At 71.1% G+C, this 14,781-nt stretch carries 16 protein-coding genes; 4 read left to right on the forward strand and 12 right to left on the reverse strand.

Annotated elements, in window-relative coordinates:
- Nucleotides 1-13 precede the first annotated feature (13 nt).
- A complete protein-coding gene (locus ABZX85_RS40765) occupies nt 14-1,288 on the reverse strand; it encodes an ATP-binding protein (RefSeq protein WP_355881012.1) in 1,275 nt (424 codons plus the stop codon).
- A 72-nt stretch (nt 1,289-1,360) separates the two neighbouring features.
- Nucleotides 1,361-2,038: a response regulator transcription factor gene (locus ABZX85_RS40770; RefSeq protein WP_355881015.1), complete on the reverse strand. Its 678-nt coding sequence runs from the start codon at nt 2,036-2,038 to the stop codon at nt 1,361-1,363.
- 281 nt (nt 2,039-2,319) lie between these two features.
- On the opposite strand from ABZX85_RS40770, the gene ABZX85_RS40775 reads away from it, so the two are divergent.
- Nucleotides 2,320-3,825 carry an oligopeptide:H+ symporter gene (locus ABZX85_RS40775; protein WP_355881018.1) on the forward strand — a complete coding sequence of 502 codons (1,506 nt, stop codon included), beginning with the start codon at nt 2,320-2,322 and terminating at the stop codon, nt 3,823-3,825.
- Between the two features lie 51 nt (nt 3,826-3,876).
- Here the strand turns inward: ABZX85_RS40775 and ABZX85_RS40780 are convergent, their stop codons facing one another.
- From ABZX85_RS40780 to ABZX85_RS40800, 5 genes are all read right to left on the reverse strand, one after another.
- Entirely contained in the window at nt 3,877-5,082 is a 1,206-nt protein-coding gene (locus ABZX85_RS40780; protein WP_355881286.1) for a hypothetical protein, read from the reverse strand.
- A gap of 62 nt (nt 5,083-5,144) precedes the next feature.
- Nucleotides 5,145-6,149, reverse strand: a complete 1,005-nt coding sequence (locus ABZX85_RS40785; RefSeq protein ID WP_355881021.1) for a hypothetical protein — start codon at nt 6,147-6,149, stop codon at nt 5,145-5,147.
- Entirely contained in the window at nt 6,139-6,786 is a 648-nt protein-coding gene (locus tag ABZX85_RS40790) for an LPXTG cell wall anchor domain-containing protein (RefSeq protein WP_355881024.1), read from the reverse strand. The genes ABZX85_RS40785 and ABZX85_RS40790 overlap by 11 nt, the downstream gene beginning before the upstream one ends.
- Before the next feature lie 6 nt (nt 6,787-6,792).
- Entirely contained in the window at nt 6,793-7,359 is a 567-nt protein-coding gene (locus ABZX85_RS40795; RefSeq protein WP_355881027.1) for an ATP-binding protein, read from the reverse strand.
- A complete protein-coding gene (locus ABZX85_RS40800) occupies nt 7,356-7,670 on the reverse strand; it encodes a recombinase family protein (protein WP_355881030.1) in 315 nt (104 codons plus the stop codon). The genes ABZX85_RS40795 and ABZX85_RS40800 overlap by 4 nt, the downstream gene beginning before the upstream one ends.
- Nucleotides 7,671-7,725: 55 nt before the next feature.
- On the opposite strand from ABZX85_RS40800, the gene ABZX85_RS40805 reads away from it, so the two are divergent.
- Together ABZX85_RS40805 and ABZX85_RS40810 are read left to right on the forward strand one after the other, a co-directional pair.
- Complete coding sequence (locus tag ABZX85_RS40805; protein ID WP_355881033.1) at nt 7,726-8,520, forward strand: helix-turn-helix transcriptional regulator; 795 nt, start codon at nt 7,726-7,728, stop codon at nt 8,518-8,520.
- Nucleotides 8,517-8,714 (forward strand): DUF397 domain-containing protein, encoded by a 198-nt coding sequence (locus tag ABZX85_RS40810; RefSeq protein WP_355881036.1) that lies wholly within the window; start codon nt 8,517-8,519, stop codon nt 8,712-8,714. The genes ABZX85_RS40805 and ABZX85_RS40810 overlap by 4 nt, the downstream gene beginning before the upstream one ends.
- 54 nt (nt 8,715-8,768) lie before the next feature.
- Here the strand turns inward: ABZX85_RS40810 and ABZX85_RS40815 are convergent, their stop codons facing one another.
- Both ABZX85_RS40815 and ABZX85_RS40820 read right to left on the reverse strand, forming a co-directional pair.
- Nucleotides 8,769-9,233, reverse strand: coding sequence for an ATP-binding protein (locus ABZX85_RS40815; RefSeq protein ID WP_355881039.1), 465 nt, complete (start codon nt 9,231-9,233; stop codon nt 8,769-8,771).
- A 144-nt stretch (nt 9,234-9,377) separates the two neighbouring features.
- Complete coding sequence (locus ABZX85_RS40820; RefSeq protein WP_355881041.1) at nt 9,378-9,761, reverse strand: STAS domain-containing protein; 384 nt, start codon at nt 9,759-9,761, stop codon at nt 9,378-9,380.
- Between the two features lie 272 nt (nt 9,762-10,033).
- On the opposite strand from ABZX85_RS40820, the gene ABZX85_RS40825 reads away from it, so the two are divergent.
- Entirely contained in the window at nt 10,034-10,924 is an 891-nt protein-coding gene (locus ABZX85_RS40825) for an RNA polymerase sigma factor SigF (RefSeq protein WP_355881044.1), read from the forward strand.
- 44 nt (nt 10,925-10,968) lie between these two features.
- Here the strand turns inward: ABZX85_RS40825 and hutI are convergent, their stop codons facing one another.
- From hutI to ABZX85_RS40840, 3 genes are read right to left on the reverse strand one after another with little or no spacing between them, the layout of a single operon-like run.
- A complete protein-coding gene (gene hutI, locus ABZX85_RS40830; protein WP_355881047.1) occupies nt 10,969-12,201 on the reverse strand; it encodes an imidazolonepropionase in 1,233 nt (410 codons plus the stop codon).
- Nucleotides 12,202-12,224: 23 nt separating this feature from the next.
- Nucleotides 12,225-13,562 carry a formimidoylglutamate deiminase gene (locus ABZX85_RS40835; protein WP_355881050.1) on the reverse strand — a complete coding sequence of 446 codons (1,338 nt, stop codon included), beginning with the start codon at nt 13,560-13,562 and terminating at the stop codon, nt 12,225-12,227.
- Nucleotides 13,559-14,776 (reverse strand): allantoate amidohydrolase, encoded by a 1,218-nt coding sequence (locus tag ABZX85_RS40840; RefSeq protein ID WP_355881289.1) that lies wholly within the window; start codon nt 14,774-14,776, stop codon nt 13,559-13,561. The genes ABZX85_RS40835 and ABZX85_RS40840 overlap by 4 nt, the downstream gene beginning before the upstream one ends.
- Between the last annotated feature and the right edge of the window lie 5 nt (nt 14,777-14,781).

The following is a 14,781-nucleotide window of genomic DNA, read 5'->3' on the forward strand; positions in this document are numbered from 1 at the left end:
CCGAACCGCCCTCTCACCTGACCGTCGGCTCGTCCGACTCCGTCGGCTTCTTCGAGGGCGGCGTGCGTGACAGGAACAACCCGAACACCGGCGGCTGTGCCTGGAGCATCTCCAGACGCCCCCCGTCCGCCTCCGCGAGGTCCCTGGCCACCGCCAGGCCGATCCCCGTCGAGTTGCGCCCGCTGATCGCCCGTTCGAAGATGCGCGCGCCGAGGTCGCCGGGGACGCCGGGGCCCTCGTCGGTGACCTCGATGACGGACTGGTTGCCGGTGACGCGGGTGCGGAGGGCGACCGTGCCGCCGCCGTGCATGAGGGAGTTCTCGATGAGGGCGGCGAGGACCTGGGCGACCGCGCCGGGTGTGCCGACCGCCTGGAGATGGCGTTTGCCGGAGCTGACGATGGCGCGGCCCGCGGAGCGGTAGGCGGGGCGCCACTCCGCGAGCTGCTGCTGGATGACCTCGTCGAGGTCGAAGGAGACGGCGTTGCCGGTGCGGGGGTCGCGGGAGTTCGTCAGGAGGCGCTCGACGACGTCCGTGAGCCGCTCGACCTGCGTCAGCGCGACGTTCGCCTCCTCCTTCACCGTCTCCAGGTCGTCGGTGAGGGTGATCTCCTCCAGCCGCATCGACAGGGCCGTGAGCGGCGTACGGAGCTGGTGGGAGGCGTCGGCGGCGAGGCGGCGCTCCGCCGTCAGCATGCGGCCGATCCGCTCGGCGGAGGAGTCGAGGACGTCCGCGACGCGGTCCAGCTCGGGGACGCCGTACCGCTTGTGGCGGGGGCGGGGGTCGCCGGAGCCGAGGCGTTCGGCGGTCTCGGCGAGGTCGGTCAGCGGGGAGGCCAGCTTGTTGGCCTGGCGGACGGCGAGCAGGACGGCGGCGATGACGGCGAGCAGCGCGACGAGGCCGATGATCAGCAGGGTCCGCCCGACCTCACGGGTCACCGCGGACTTCGGCTCCTCGACGCGGACGGTCTCCCCGCCCTCGCCCGGCTCCTCTGCGTGGATGACCTCGCCCTCGGGCTTCTCCCCGATCTCGATCGGCGCCCGCCCGGGAATCCGGATCACCGCGTACCGGTCCTGCGTCACCTGGTCGCGCAGTATCTCGGCGTTCACGTCCTCCGAGCCGAGCAGCCGGCTGTCCACGATCCCCACCAGCCGCACGGCCTCGGAGTCGACCCGCTCCTGGGCGCTGTTGCTGATGGTCCGGCTCTCGACGATGACCAGGGAGACGCCGAAGACGGCGATGACGACGAGAACGACGGCAAGGGTGGACTGGATGAGACGACGACGCACGGTCCTACTCCGACGGAAACTTTCGAGGCCACCCCTGCGACGGCGCCCCCTGTGATGTGACGCGCGTAGTGCCTAACTCTTCTCGAACCGGAAGCCGACGCCTCGCACGGTGGCGATGTACCGGGGGTTCGCCGCGTCGTCGCCCAGCTTTTTGCGCAGCCAGGAGATGTGCATGTCGAGCGTCTTGGTGGAGGACCACCACGTCGTGTCCCAGACCTCGCGCATCAGCTGATCCCGGGTCACCACCCGCCCGGCGTCCCGCACCAGGACCCGCAGCAGGTCGAACTCCTTGGCGGTGAGCTGGAGTTCCTCGTCCCCCATCCACGCGCGGTGGGACTCGACGTCGATCCGCACGCCGTGCGTGGCGGGCGGCTGCGCCGGCTCCGCGGCACCGCGCCGCAGCAGGGCCCGTACCCGTGCGAGGAGTTCGGCGAGCCGGAACGGCTTGGTGACGTAGTCGTCGGCCCCCGCGTCGAGCCCTACGACGGTGTCGACCTCGTCGGCCCGGGCGGTGAGGATGAGGATGGGCACGGTGTGGCCCTCGGAGCGGAGCCGGCGCGCCACTTCGAGCCCGTCCATACCGGGGAGTCCGAGATCGAGCACGACCAGGTCGATCCCGCCCTGCATCCCGGCGTCGAGCGCGGTGGGTCCGTCCTCGCGCACCTCGACCTCGTACCCTTCCCGGCGCAGGGCGCGGGCCAGCGGTTCCGAGATGGACGCGTCGTCCTCGGCTAGCAGTACACGGGTCATGAAGCTGATGGTAGTCCGCACGGAGCGCGGCCAGGGGTGTGATCGCCCTGACTGTTTCTTACCAAGGGGCAAGAAGGGGCGTACCGGGCGCCCAGCCGGCTCACAGCATTGGTCCGGACCTTGTGATCCATGCCTCAAACGCTTCCATTTCGCCCCCTACTCTGCCTTAGGGTGGCCAAACGCCTGTTGCACTGCGGGGACCTTCGGCGAAGACGCCGGGGGTCCTTTTTCGTGCGTACCGGTGTAAGCGACCTGTAAACAGCAGCAAGGATCGATCCATCATGGCGACCAGCCTGACGAAGGACTCGGCCCGTCGGGACACCCCTGGCTCCGAGCAGACCTTCTTCGGCCACCCGCGCGGCCTGGCCACGCTCTTCCTGACGGAGATGTGGGAGAGGTTCTCGTACTACGGCATGCGGGCCCTGCTGCCGCTGTACCTGGTGGCACCGGGCGGTATGCACCTGAGCGCGGGTACGGCGACGGCGATCTACTCCGTGTACGTCTCCCTCGTGTACCTGCTCGCCCTGCCCGGCGGCTGGTTCGCGGACCGGGTCCTCGGCCCGCGCCGGACCGTCGCCGTCGCCGGTCTGATCATCATGGTCGGCCACCTGTGCCTCGCCGTCCCGGCCTCCGGCACCTTCTACGGCGGTCTCGGCCTCGTCGCGCTCGGCTCCGGTCTGCTGAAGGCCAACATCTCGACGATGGTCGGCCACCTCTACGACGGCCCGGACGACCCGCGCCGCGACGGCGGCTTCACGCTCTTCTACATCGGCATCAACCTGGGCGCGTTCGCCGCGCCGCTGGTGATCGGCACGGTCGGCGAGAACGTGAACTGGCACTTCGGCTTCGCGCTCGCCGCGGTCGGCATGGCGCTGGGCCTCGGCCAGTTCCTGCTGGGCACGCGCCATCTGAGCGAGCGCAGCGACGTCGTACCGACCCCGCTGTCCGCCGCCGAGAAGGCGGCCACCCTGCGCAAGGGGCTGGTCTGGCTCGCGATCGCGGCCGTGTTCTACGGCGTCGTCGGCTTCACCGGGCACTTCACGCTGAACTGGGCGCTGATCCCGCTGACGGTCGTCGGTCTCGTCGTGCCGGTCCTGGTGATCGGACGGATCAAGCGGGACAGGGAGCTGGACGCGGCCGAGCAGTCGAAGATGTCGGCGTACGTGTGGTTCTTCATCGCGGCGGCGGTCTTCTGGATGATCTACGACCAGGGCGGCTCGACGCTGTCGCTGTTCGCGGAGGGCAAGGCCGACAACACGGTCTTCGGCTGGGAGTTCCCGGTCTCCTGGTACCAGTCGGTCAACCCGGTGATGATCATGGCGCTGGCGCCGGTCTTCGCCTGGCTGTGGCTGTGGCTGAACCGGCGGGGCCAGGAGCCGAGCACGATCGTGAAGTTCGCGGCCGGGCTGGTGCTGATCGGCGCGTCGTTCTTCCTGTTCCTCGCGCCGCTGTCGATCGCCGAGGGCGGGCACAAGGCCGCCGCGCTGTGGGTCGCCGGGATCTACTTCGTGCAGACGCTGGGCGAGCTGACCCTCTCCCCCGTCGGCCTCTCGGTCACGACGAAGATGGCGCCCACGAAGTACGCCTCCCAGATGATGGGCGTCTGGTTCCTCGCGGTGACCGCGGGCGACTCCGTGACGGCCCTGCTGTCCAACCCGGCCGTCGGCGGCGTGGACCTGGACCGGATGGGCTTCGTCGCCCTCGAAGCCGTCCTCGCCGTGATCGCCGGCGGCGCCGTGTGGATGTACCGCAAGCGGGTCAACTCCCTGATGGGCGACGTCCACTGACCTGACGCGCATCGAGGGCCGTCCCGGCAGGGGACGGCCCTCGTCGCGTCTCTACCGCGTCCTGCGCCCCGGCAGGAACGTGAACACCGCGCCCCCGAGCAGGATCGCCGTCCCCGCGACCAGCCCCAGCGCCTTCAGCCCGCCGTGGTCCTCGGCCCCGGTGTTCGCGAGCCCCCCGCTCGTACTCGTACTCGTACTGGACCCGCCGGACGCCCCGCCCTCCTGCTTCTCGGTCGTCAGCGTCAGCGACACCAGGCTCTGGGCCGGCGTGCAGATCGTCTTCGTGCTGAGCGCCTCGATGAGCAACACCCCGGGCGCCAGGGTCGATTCACCGGTCGCCCCCGGTTTGTACGTCCCCTTCAGATCCGGGAGTTCGATCGGATCGCCCGTCTTGATCGCCCCGGAGTTCAGCGGGCCCTCGACATGGACCGTCCCGGTGTCCGCGCCGCCGAGCTTCACCTCCATGGACGGCTTCACCGAACCGGCCGGGATGTCGGCGGGACTGTTCATCACCGATCCCTTGAACTGGACGGTGAGGTCGTAACTCCCGCCGTTCTTCGAGGCGTTGATCTGGACGGGCGAGGTCGCCTTCTTCTCGCCCAGAGGCGACTGGCAGGTGTAGGCGACGTCGACGGTCTTGCCGGTGAAGTCGGTCTGTTCGGGGGAGGACGAGGGTGAGGGCGTCGAGGACGACGTGCCGGTGGGGGTCGGCGTGCCGGTGGGGGTCGGCGTGCCGGTGGAGGTCGGCGTCCCGGTCGACGTAGGTGTGCCGGTGGACGTCGGTGTCCCGGTCGACCCGCCGGTCACCGTGATGGTCGCGGCCGGCGAAACCGCCTGCTTGGGCGCGCAGTTCGTCTTCGTCCCGAACGCGTCGACGACGTACGCGTCCGGCGTCAGCTTCACCTCCCCCGGTGCCGTCAGCTTCAGCGAGCCCTTCATGTCCGACAGGACCATCTCCCCGCCCTTGGGGATCGCCGGGTTCACCCGCGTCCCGGTCATCGGCACGTCCCCGGTCTGCACCCCGGACGCCTTCAACGTCCCTGTCGGCAGTACAGAGTTGGCGGGCAGGTCGATGATGTTCGGGTTCTTGGACGCGGCCTGGACGAACTTCCAGACGACGTCCACGGTGTCGCCGACCTTCGCGGTGGCCGGTGCGGTGATCTGGACCTTGGTGGTCCCGTCGACAGGCTCGATGCCGGCTGGGGGGACGCAGTGGGTGGCGTACGACACCTCGGCGGCCGTGGCGGGGACGGTCATGAGGCCCAGCAGGGCGCCCGTCCCGACCGCGACCACTGCGACGGCCGCTCTCCTGGTGGTTCTCACTGAATGCCCTTCCTGCCGTGGGTGGTTCGGTCGTCGTGCGGTGCGGAGAGGCGGCCCTGGGTGTCCGGGGTGAACCACGGCAGGGTCTGGGTGACGGTCGGGGGCGGCTCCGGCTCGCGGGCACGGCCACGCCGGTGGGGGCGGGGGCGGACGTGGTCGACGACCGCCATCCCGATGCGGAACAGGGCGGAGGGGACGACGATCGCGGCCAGGGCCCAGAAGAGGACGACGCCCCAGGGGCGGCCCACGTCCCAGGAGCGATCGGCGAGGATCTTGCCGCCGTATCTCAGGGAGACCGTGTAGTCGCCGTGCGCGCCGCTGCCCAGCTCGAACGGCAGCTCCAGCTTGGCGCGTTGGCCGGGGGCGAGGGTGCCGTTCCACTGGTGGTCGTCCCACTCGGGGGCGAACACGCCGTGCGCGGTGCCGACTTGGAAGACGGGGTTGGTGACGGAGGTGGTGCCGGCGTTGCCGACCGTCACGGTGAACTTGCGGGCGGGCGGGGCGCCGAACCAGGTCAACAGGCCGCTGGAGCCGGTGAGTCGGGGGTCGTTCAGCACGCGCAGCGCCCCGGTCCCGGTGTCCTCGGGCAGCGCCTTCTCCTCGTGCCCCGCGACGTTCAGCACGGCGTCGGCCTGGGCCTTCTCGCCGGTCGCCGTCGCGACGTGCACGACGCACGGGCAGGGCACCGGGGGGTCCACGACGGGGAGTTGGCGGCTGAAGCGGCCCTGCGCGTCGGTCGTGACGGCCCTGCCGTCCGCGTTGGCGCAGGAGTTGGTGCCGCCGAGCACGCCCCGGGCCGGGCTGGACTGACCGCACAGCAGCAGCGTCAGCAGCGTGTTCGCGGGCCAGCCCGCGCCGCTGACGCCGATCGAACTCCCCTTGCCCGCCGTGGACTTGCCGAGCTGGACCGTCGGTCCGGGCGCGGCGCCGGCCGCCCCCGGCAGCGTCAGGCACAGCACGAGGGCGGCGACGAGCGCGGCGGCGGCCCTCCTAACGAGCACGGCGACTCAGCCACAGGGCGCCGGCCGCGCCGGTCAGCAGGACCGTCCCGCCGAAGGTCGCGAGCGCCACGAACGAGTCCTCGGGGCCGGTCTGCGGCAGCTGGGGCTGCGGGGTGTCGCCCCCGCCCGACGCCGTGACGTCCAGCGTGAGGGCGGGGCCCGGGGAGTTGGTGGGGGTGCAGGTCGTCGTCGTACCGAGCGCGACGATCGTCAGGACGCCGGGGGTGAAGGTGACCTTGCCGGACTTCCTCGGGGTGTACGTCCCGCTCAAGTCGCTGATCTTTATGGGGGTGTTGGCGGGGATCGCGGCCTGGTTGGCGGCGCCGGTGACGGTGAGCGTCCCGCTGTCGGCGCCGCCCACCTTCACCGTCGCCCTCGGCTTCATCGCCCCGGCCCCGAGCTCGACCGGGCTGGACGAGACGCCCTTCTGCCAGGACATCGTGATCCGGTAACCGCTCCCGCTCTTCTCCCCCGTGACGTCGATCGGCGACACCGCGCTCTTGTCCCCGATGGGCGTCTTGCAGGCGTAGTTGACCTCGACGACGGCGGCCCTGGCGAGCGGCGCCGCACTCAGCACCCCCACCCCGGCCAGGACCGCGCCCGACGCGAGCACGACACTCCGCTTCCGCTTGGCCACGATCCCTCACCCCTGACGCTCCATCAGATTTGGTGCGTCAAGGTACGCCGGAGGGCTTGAGGAGGGAAGAGAAAGGGGGGTGCGGAGTGCAAGGGGCCAGGTCGTCTCCGCGCGGCCGTCAAGCCGTTGCCGCGACGGGTTCCCCTGAACGGCGATCTCCGCCCAGACGACTTTGCCGTCCGGCAGCGCGCAGGACCCCCAGCGGGCCGCCAGCTCCCGGACCAGCAGCAGTCCCCGCCCGCCCTCGGAGTATTCGTCCGGCTCAGTCGGTACCGGCTCCTTCGGCGAGCCGTCCCCCACCTCGACGACGAGACCGGTGCGCAGACCGAGCAGCCGGACGGTCACGAGGCCGAGGTCGTCCGGGGTGGCCAGGACGGCGTTGGTGACGAGTTCAGAAACGACGAGGAGGGCGTCGTCCTCGATGAGCCGGGCGGGCCACTTGGCGAGAGCGAGCCGGGTGAAGTCACGGGAGAGGCTCACCGAGGAGGGGACGGCGGGGAGGGAGAGGCGGTCGGCGAAACGGGGCCGGTGGGAGAAGTAGAAGGGAACGGCGCCGTCCGGGCACTGGTTCACGCGCGCTCTTCCAGACTCACGACCTCCACGGAGGCGTGCTCGGCGGCCAGGACCATGGCGTCCTGGAGCGCCCGGCTGAAGGCCAGGTCGCCGTAGGACGGCACGAGCAGGTGGTGGGACTCGGCACGCCGGATGGCCTCGACCGTCTCGGCGAAGGCGTCCACCCTGCCGTCGGCGAACTCGTGGTGGACGGTCGCCAGGACGAAGCCGTTGGCCTCCGCGTAGACGGTCATGCCGTCCTGTTTCCGCTTCACCTCCTCGTCGCTCATGTCGTCGGGGACCCGCATGTAGCCGAAGATCAGCGGCTTCATGGCCCTGCCTCCTTGCCGTCACGCTCACGGACGGTGTTTGTTCCGTCCGCTCACGGTGCGGGCGGCGGCCTCCAAGCTGGAGTGGTCGGAACCGAAGCTCTGGCGCATCGAGACCGGGCAGACCTCTCTGCGCAGCCTCGACGTGGAGGCCATGTGCAAGGTGTACGGGGCGCCTGCCGAGTTGACGCAGGCACTGATGGGGCTCGCGAAGGAGACGAAGAGCAAGGGGTGGTGGCACTCGTACGGGGATGTGATCCCGGATTCCTTCGATCTCTACGTCGGCTTGGAGGAAGCCGCCACCTCCATCCAGTGGTACGAGTCGGAGGTGATCCCCGGCCTGCTCCAGACGCCGGACTATGCCCGCACCGTGATCGGCCTCGTCCCCGATCGGGACGAGGAAGAGATCGAGCGACGGACGCACGTACGCATCACCAGGCAGGTGTTGCTGACCCGGGTCACGGATGCGCCCAAGGTTGACGTTGTCCTGAACGAAGGGGTGTTGCATCGCCCGGTCGGGAGCGCGAAGATCATGGCCGGTCAGTTGAACAGGCTGGCGGAGCTGGACGAGTTGGACAACGTGAACATCCGCGTCGTGCCCTACTCCGCAGGGCTGCACACGGGAGTCATGTCCGGCCCGTTCGTCCTGATGCGATTCCCGGTCACCGGCGACGGCCGGGACACCGAACCCCCCACGGTCTACGTGGAGGGGTTCACCGGTTCTCTGTACCTCGACAAAACCGATGAGATCGAGCGCTACGACGCGGCGTTCAAGGACATCTGGGGCTCGGCGCTCGACGGGACGGGCAGCACGCGCCTCCTCAAGCAAGTAGCGAAGGAGCTAGGCAAGTGAACAGTGCCGACCTGACCGGCGCGGTCTGGCGCAAGAGCACCCGCAGCGACGCCAATTCGAACTGCGTCGAGGTCGCCTTCCTCGGCAACGGACAAGTCGCCGCACGCGACACCAAGCACGACGGCCACGGCCCCGCCCTGGTCTTCACCCCCGCCCAGTGGGCCGCCTTCACGGGCAACACCGCGCGGGTGTGAGGGAGTTGGAGTGCGCCCGGTCCCCGGTGGGCCGGGCGTGCTTCGTGTTGCGGGTCAGACGGGGGCGCCCACTTCGGCCCAGACCGTCTTGCCGGCCACCCCCGACGTCCGCACGACCCCCCAGTCCAGACAGAGCCGCTGCACGATGAACATGCCGTGTCCGCCGGGGCGGCCGGCGCGGTGCGGGGTGCGGGGGGCCGGCTGGCCCGTGCCGCGGTCGACGACCTCGACCCGGATCACCTTGTTGTCGCAGGAGATGCGGATCTCGTCGGGCCCCCCGGCGTGCAGGCAGGCGTTGGTGACCAGTTCGGAGACGACGAGGAGCACGTCCTCGGCCGCGGCCCGCCGGTCCGCGCCGTCCGCCGGCAGCCACCCCCACGCGTGCAGGGCCTGCCGGGCGAAGTCCCGGGCGAGCGGCACGACCCCGCTGGCCCCGTCGAGCCGCAGTCGGCGAACCCCGCCGGACGACTCCCGTTCCGGGCCGCGGTCACTCGGCACAGGGGGCCGGGTGGTGCTCATCAGCGCTTCACCTCACCAGTTCACCGGGTCCAGAAGTACCGGTCGCTCTAGGGGTCGACGGCGCCCGCCCGCGTGCCGCCGACATGTTCACGAAGTCTCCTGCCCGGCCCGGCGTGCGGAACACACCCCGGCGGGCGGGCGGTCTCAGCCGTCCGCGTCGGGCCCCGGCACCGCGTCGGCGACCGAGGCGTGCACGGTGAAGACGGCCTCCGCGCCGGTGATCTCGAAGACCCGGGCGACGACGGGGAGCATCCCGGCGAGATGAACTCCCCCGCCGGCGGCCTCCGCCTTGAGACGGGCGCCGAGCAGCACGTTCAGCCCGGTGGAGTCGCAGAACTCCAGCCGCGAGCAGTCGATGACGAGACGGCTGAAACCCTTCGCCAGACAGGCGTCCAGCGGATCGCGCAGCAGGTCCGCGGTGTGGTGATCGAGCTCACCCGCGGGTGTCACGACCGCGCTGGCACCCGCTTCCCGGACCTCCACCAGCAGCCGGCCCGACTGTGCGCTGCCGACCGTCCCGTGGTCCATGCCGTCTTCTCTCCCGAGGTCGTCCGCCGCGTACCGATGCCCTCGCACACTACGCCCTGCGCACCGGCTCCGAACAGCCGAACAACCGCACGGAGCTTGACAAATGGTGCATATCGGACTTGCGGTCTGGTCGGGGAACCAGGTAGGGCTAGTAGGAAGCCCCGGTTCCAGGGGAGACGACCGGACGGCCTCGGAGGCGCCGCACACCGCAGTCCACATGTACTGGCTTCGGCAGCCATTCGCGACACCTGCCGAGAACGATGGAGGACGACATGTCACCCCGGCTCGACGCATCCCGGCCCCCGACGGCGGCGTCGACACCCCCACCGGAACAGCTTGATCCCCACGACCTCGACCCCCTCGCGGATCTCCCCGAGATCCCGCCCTACGACGAGATCGGCGCCGTCGACGCACGCGCGCTGTCCAAGACGCTGTTCGCCCGGCTCGAATCCCTCGAAGAGGGCACCTACGAGCACGCGTACGTCCGCAACACCCTCGTCGAACTCAACCTGGCGCTCGTGAAGTTCGCGGCGTCCCGGTTCCGCTCGCGCAGCGAGCCCATGGAGGACATCGTCCAGGTCGGCACGATCGGGCTGATCAAGGCGATCGACCGGTTCGAGCTGAGCCGGGGCGTGGAGTTCCCCACCTTCGCGATGCCGACCGTCGTCGGCGAGATCAAGCGGTTCTTCCGGGACACGTCCTGGTCCGTCCGGGTGCCCCGGCGGCTTCAGGAGCTGCGGCTCGAACTCGCCCGTGCGGGCGACGAGTTGGCCCAGCGGCTCGATCGGGCGCCGACCGTCGCCGAGCTGGCCGAGCGGCTTGGCATCAGCGCCGACGAGGTCGTGGAGGGGATGGCCGCGTCCAACGCGTACACCGCCTCCTCCCTCGACGCGCAGCCCGACGACGACGAGTCCGAAGGGGCGTTGGCCGATCGGATCGGGTACGAGGACCATGGGCTCGAAGGGATCGAGTACATCGAGTCGTTGAAGCCGCTGATCGCCGAACTGGCGCCCCGCGACCGGAAGATCCTGTCGCTGCGCTTCGTCGCGGGGCTCACTCAGTCCGAGATCGGGGAGGAGTTGGGGATTTCGCAGATGCATGTGTCTCGGCTGCTGGCTCGGACATTGGTGCGCCTGCGGAAGGGGTTGACTTTGGAGGAGTAGCGGGTGCGGCAGCGTTGTGGCTGATCGCGCAGTTCCCCGCGCCCCTAAGAAACTCGCTTCCCTCGTCTCCACACTTCCGCCGTCAGTGGTACCCCCGGGCGGTACGCCAGGTGTACGTGGCTCGGGGCGTCCAGGAGGAGCAAGTCCGCCTGGGCGCCCGGGGTTACGCGGCCCACGTCCGTGCGCCTCAGTGCCGCCGCCCCTCCCGCCGTCGCCGACCACACCGCCTCGTCGGGGGTCATGCCCATGTCCCGTACTGCCAACGCGATGCAGAACGGGACCGAGGACGTGTACGACGAGCCCGGGTTGCAGTCGGTGGAGAGGGCGACCGTGACGCCCGCGTCCAACAGGCGGCGGGCGTCCGGCCATTCGGCTCGGGTCGAGAACTCGGCGCCCGGGAGGAGGGTGGCGACGGTGTTGCCGCTCGCCAGGGCGTCGACGTCCGCGTCCGTCAGGTGGGTGCAGTGGTCGGCGCTGGCCGCGTCCAACTCCACGGCGAGCCGGACGCCCGGCCCGTAGGTCAACTGGTTGGCGTGGATGCGGGGTTGGAGGCCCTTGGCCCGGCCCGCTGTGAGGATCGTGCGCGCCTGGTCCTCGTCGAACGCGCCCTTCTCGCAGAAGACGTCGATCCAGCGGGCGTGCGGGGCGCAGGCGTCGAGCATCTCGCCGGTGACGAGGGCGACGTACGCGGCGGGGTCGGCGGCGAGGTCGGGGGAGACGATGTGGGCGCCGAGGTAGGTGACCTCGTCGGTGTGGCGGGCGGCGAGGCGCAGCGCGCGGGACTCGTCGGCGACCGTCAGGCCGTACCCGGACTTGGTCTCCATCGTCGTCGTGCCCTGGCGGAGGGCTTCCGTGAGGTGGCGGACGAGGTTCGCCTCCAGGTCGGCGTCGCTCGCGGCGCGGGTCGCCGCCACCGTCGTACGGATGCCCCCGGCGGTGTAGGGGCGGCCGGACATGCGCGCGTTGAACTCGGCGGTGCGGTCGCCCGCGAAGACGAGGTGGGAGTGGGAGTCGACGAAGCCGGGCAGGAGGGTGCGGCCGGCGGCGTCGAACCGATTGTCAGTGGCGGGTGCTTTGCTTTTCTCACCGGTCCACACGACGCGGTCGCCTTCGATGACGACGGCCGCGTCCTGGATCAGTCCGAGTGGAGACCTGTCGCCGAGGGAGGGGTCGTTGGTGACCAGAGTGCCGATGTTCGTGATGACAGTCGTCGTGCCGGTCGTGCTGTTCGCCTGGTTCGGCCCGGCGGGGCTGGTCGGCGTGGTGGGGGTGTTCATGGCGTCCTCGTGGGTGGCGAAGGTCAGGAGCGCAGGTCGGCGACGGCAGCCGCGAGGGCTCGCGGCACATCGGGGAGAGCTGTGTGAACCCCGTCCCGTACGACGTGCCGGCCGCCCACGACCGTATGGCGCACATCTGCCGCCGACGCGGCGAATACGGCCGTCTCCGCGCCCAGTCGCGGCAGCGGGCCCGCGGTTCTGACGGAGTCGAGGGCGACGGTCGTGAAGTCGGCGAGGGCGCCGGTTTCCAGGACGCCGGCCTCGTCCCAGCCGAGCGCGGCGTGGCCGTCGGGGGAGGCGGCCCGCAGCAGGGCCGCCGCTGTCCAGTGGCCCCGGGTGCGGGTGCGCAGCCGCTCGTTCAGCTCCATCGCGCGGGCCTCCTCGAACAGGTCGACGACGGCGTGGCTGTCGGAGCCGAGGGAGAGCGGGGAGCCGGCCCGCTGGAGGGCGACGGCCGGGCCGATGCCGTCGGCCAGGTCCCGTTCGGTCGTCGGGCACATGCAGGTGCCGGTGCCCGAGCCGCCGATGAGGGCGATGTCCTCGGGGGTGAGGTGGGTGTTGTGGACGCCGGTGGTGCGGGGGCCGAGGACCCCGTGGTCGGCGAGGAGCCGGGTGGGGGTGCGGCCGTGGGCGGCGAGGCAGGCGTCGTTCTCGGCGGTCTGTTCCGAGAGGTGGACGTGCAGGGGGGCCCGCCGCTCCTCGGCCCAGGCGGCGACGGCCGACAGCTGGTCGGCGGGGACCGCGCGGACGGAGTGGATCGCGGCGCCGATCTTCGCGTGGTCCCGTTCCTTGAGTTCCGAGGAGCGGGCCGCCCAGCGTCCGGCGTCCCCGTCGGAGAAGCGCCGCTGGTGGGCGCTGGGCGCCTCGCCGAACCCGGCGGAGAGGTAGCAGGTGTCGAGGAGGGTGATCCTGATCCCGGCGTCCGCCGCCGCCTGGATCAGCGCCTCGCCCATCGCGTTGGGGTCGGCGTAGGGGGTGCCGTCGGGGTTGTGGTGAACGTAGTGGAACTCGCCGACGGCCGTGATCCCGGCCAGCGCCATCTCCGCGTACACCGCGCGGGCGAGGGCGTGGTAGCTGTCGGGGGTGAGCCGGCCGGCGACGCCGTACATGACCTCGCGCCAGGTCCAGAAGGTCCCGGAGCCGACCTGGACGGTGCCGCGCAGGGCGCGGTGGAACGCGTGGCTGTGGGCGTCGGCCAGCCCGGGGAGCGTCAGCCCGCGCAGGATCTCGGCGCCGGGGGGCGGGGTGTCGACGCCGGTGCGGACGGCGGTGATCCGGCCGCCCTCGGTGTCGAGGGCGACGCCCGGTTCGACGACCGGGTCCAGCCAGGCGTGCTCCAGCCAATACGTCCGTGTCGTCACCTGCTGATCAGCCCTTCCAGGATGTCGGCGAGCGCTGTCACCCCGGCCACGCAGTCGTCCTCGGCCGCGAACTCGGCCGGGGAGTGCGAGACGCCGGTGGGGTTGCGCACGAACAGCATGGCGGTCGGGACGCGTCCCGAGAGAATCCCGGCGTCGTGTCCGGCGCCGGTGCCGAGGACGGGGACGGTGAGGCCGGTGAGCGCGGGGTCTCCGTCCTTGCCGAGGATGCGGGCGAGTTCGTCGCGCAGGGCGTGGTCGAACTCGACGACGGGGGTGAACGACTCGCGGACGACGTCCAGTTCGACGCCGTGCTCGGCGGCGTGGGCCTGCGCGGCCTTCTCGATGCCGGCGATGACCGTGTCGAGGGTCTCCTGCTCCGCCGCCCGCGAGTCCAGCCAGCCCCGCACGAGCGAGGGGATCGCGTTGACGCCGTTGGGTTCGACGGCGATCTTCCCGAACGTGGCGACGGCCCCGGCGAGCCGAGCCTCGCGGCGGGCGGCGAGGACCGTCTCCGCGTACGACAGCATGGGGTCCCGCCGGTCGACGAGACGGGTCGTGCCGGCGTGGTTGGCCTCGCCCCGGAAGTCGAAGCGCCAGCGGCCGTGCGGCCAGATCGCGCTGGCGATGCCGACCCGGTCGCCGGAGAGGTCGAGGGCGCGGCCCTGTTCGACGTGGAGTTCGACGAAGGCGCCGATCCGGTCGAGGCGTTCCCCGTCCCCGCCGATGGCGTCGGGGTCGTATCCGGCGGTCTCCATGGCCTGCGGGAGGGTGATCCCGTCGCCGTCGGTCAGCTTGAACGCCTGCTCGCGGGTCAGCTGTCCCGAGGCGAGCCGGGACCCGACGCAGGCCAGGCCGAACCGGGCGCCCTCCTCGTCCCCGAAGTTGACGATGCCGAAGGGCTTGCGGAAGTCGACGCCCCGCGCGCGGAGTTCGTCGAGCGCGGCGAAGGAGGAGACGACCCCGAGGGGGCCGTCGAAGGCGCCCCCGTCGGGCACGGAGTCGAGATGCGAGCCGGTGACGACGGCGTCGCCCGCCGCGGGGTCGCCCAGCCAGGCCCACTGGTTCCCGTTCCGGTCGACCTCGTACGCGAGGCCCCGGGACTCGGCCTGCTCCCTGAACCACTGCCGGCACTCGGCGTCGGCGGGCGTCCACGCGAACCGGCGGTAGCCGTGGGAGTCGGGGTGGCGGCCGATGGGGCGCAGTTCGCGCCACATCTCCT

Origin of the sequence: Streptomyces sp. NPDC004539 (assembly GCF_040610055.1) — a bacterium.
In the GTDB taxonomy this organism is placed as follows: domain Bacteria; phylum Actinomycetota; class Actinomycetes; order Streptomycetales; family Streptomycetaceae; genus Streptomyces.

Bases quoted from the DNA above. Each gene is read 5' to 3' on its own strand.
- ABZX85_RS40770 (WP_355881015.1), bottom strand. From the start codon at position 2,038: ATGACCCGTGTACTGCTAGCCGAGGACGACGCGTCCATCTCGGAACCG.
- ABZX85_RS40775 (WP_355881018.1), top strand. From the start codon at position 2,320: ATGGCGACCAGCCTGACGAAGGACTCGGCCCGTCGGGACACCCCTGGC.
- ABZX85_RS40780 (WP_355881286.1), bottom strand. From the start codon at position 5,082: ATGACCGTCCCCGCCACGGCCGCCGAGGTGTCGTACGCCACCCACTGC.
- ABZX85_RS40800 (WP_355881030.1), bottom strand. From the start codon at position 7,670: ATGAAGCCGCTGATCTTCGGCTACATGCGGGTCCCCGACGACATGAGC.
- ABZX85_RS40815 (WP_355881039.1), bottom strand. From the start codon at position 9,233: ATGAGCACCACCCGGCCCCCTGTGCCGAGTGACCGCGGCCCGGAACGG.
- ABZX85_RS40820 (WP_355881041.1), bottom strand. From the start codon at position 9,761: ATGGACCACGGGACGGTCGGCAGCGCACAGTCGGGCCGGCTGCTGGTG.
- ABZX85_RS40825 (WP_355881044.1), top strand. From the start codon at position 10,034: ATGTCACCCCGGCTCGACGCATCCCGGCCCCCGACGGCGGCGTCGACA.
- hutI (WP_355881047.1), bottom strand. From the start codon at position 12,201: ATGAACACCCCCACCACGCCGACCAGCCCCGCCGGGCCGAACCAGGCG.
- ABZX85_RS40840 (WP_355881289.1), bottom strand. From the start codon at position 14,776: ATGTGGCGCGAACTGCGCCCCATCGGCCGCCACCCCGACTCCCACGGC.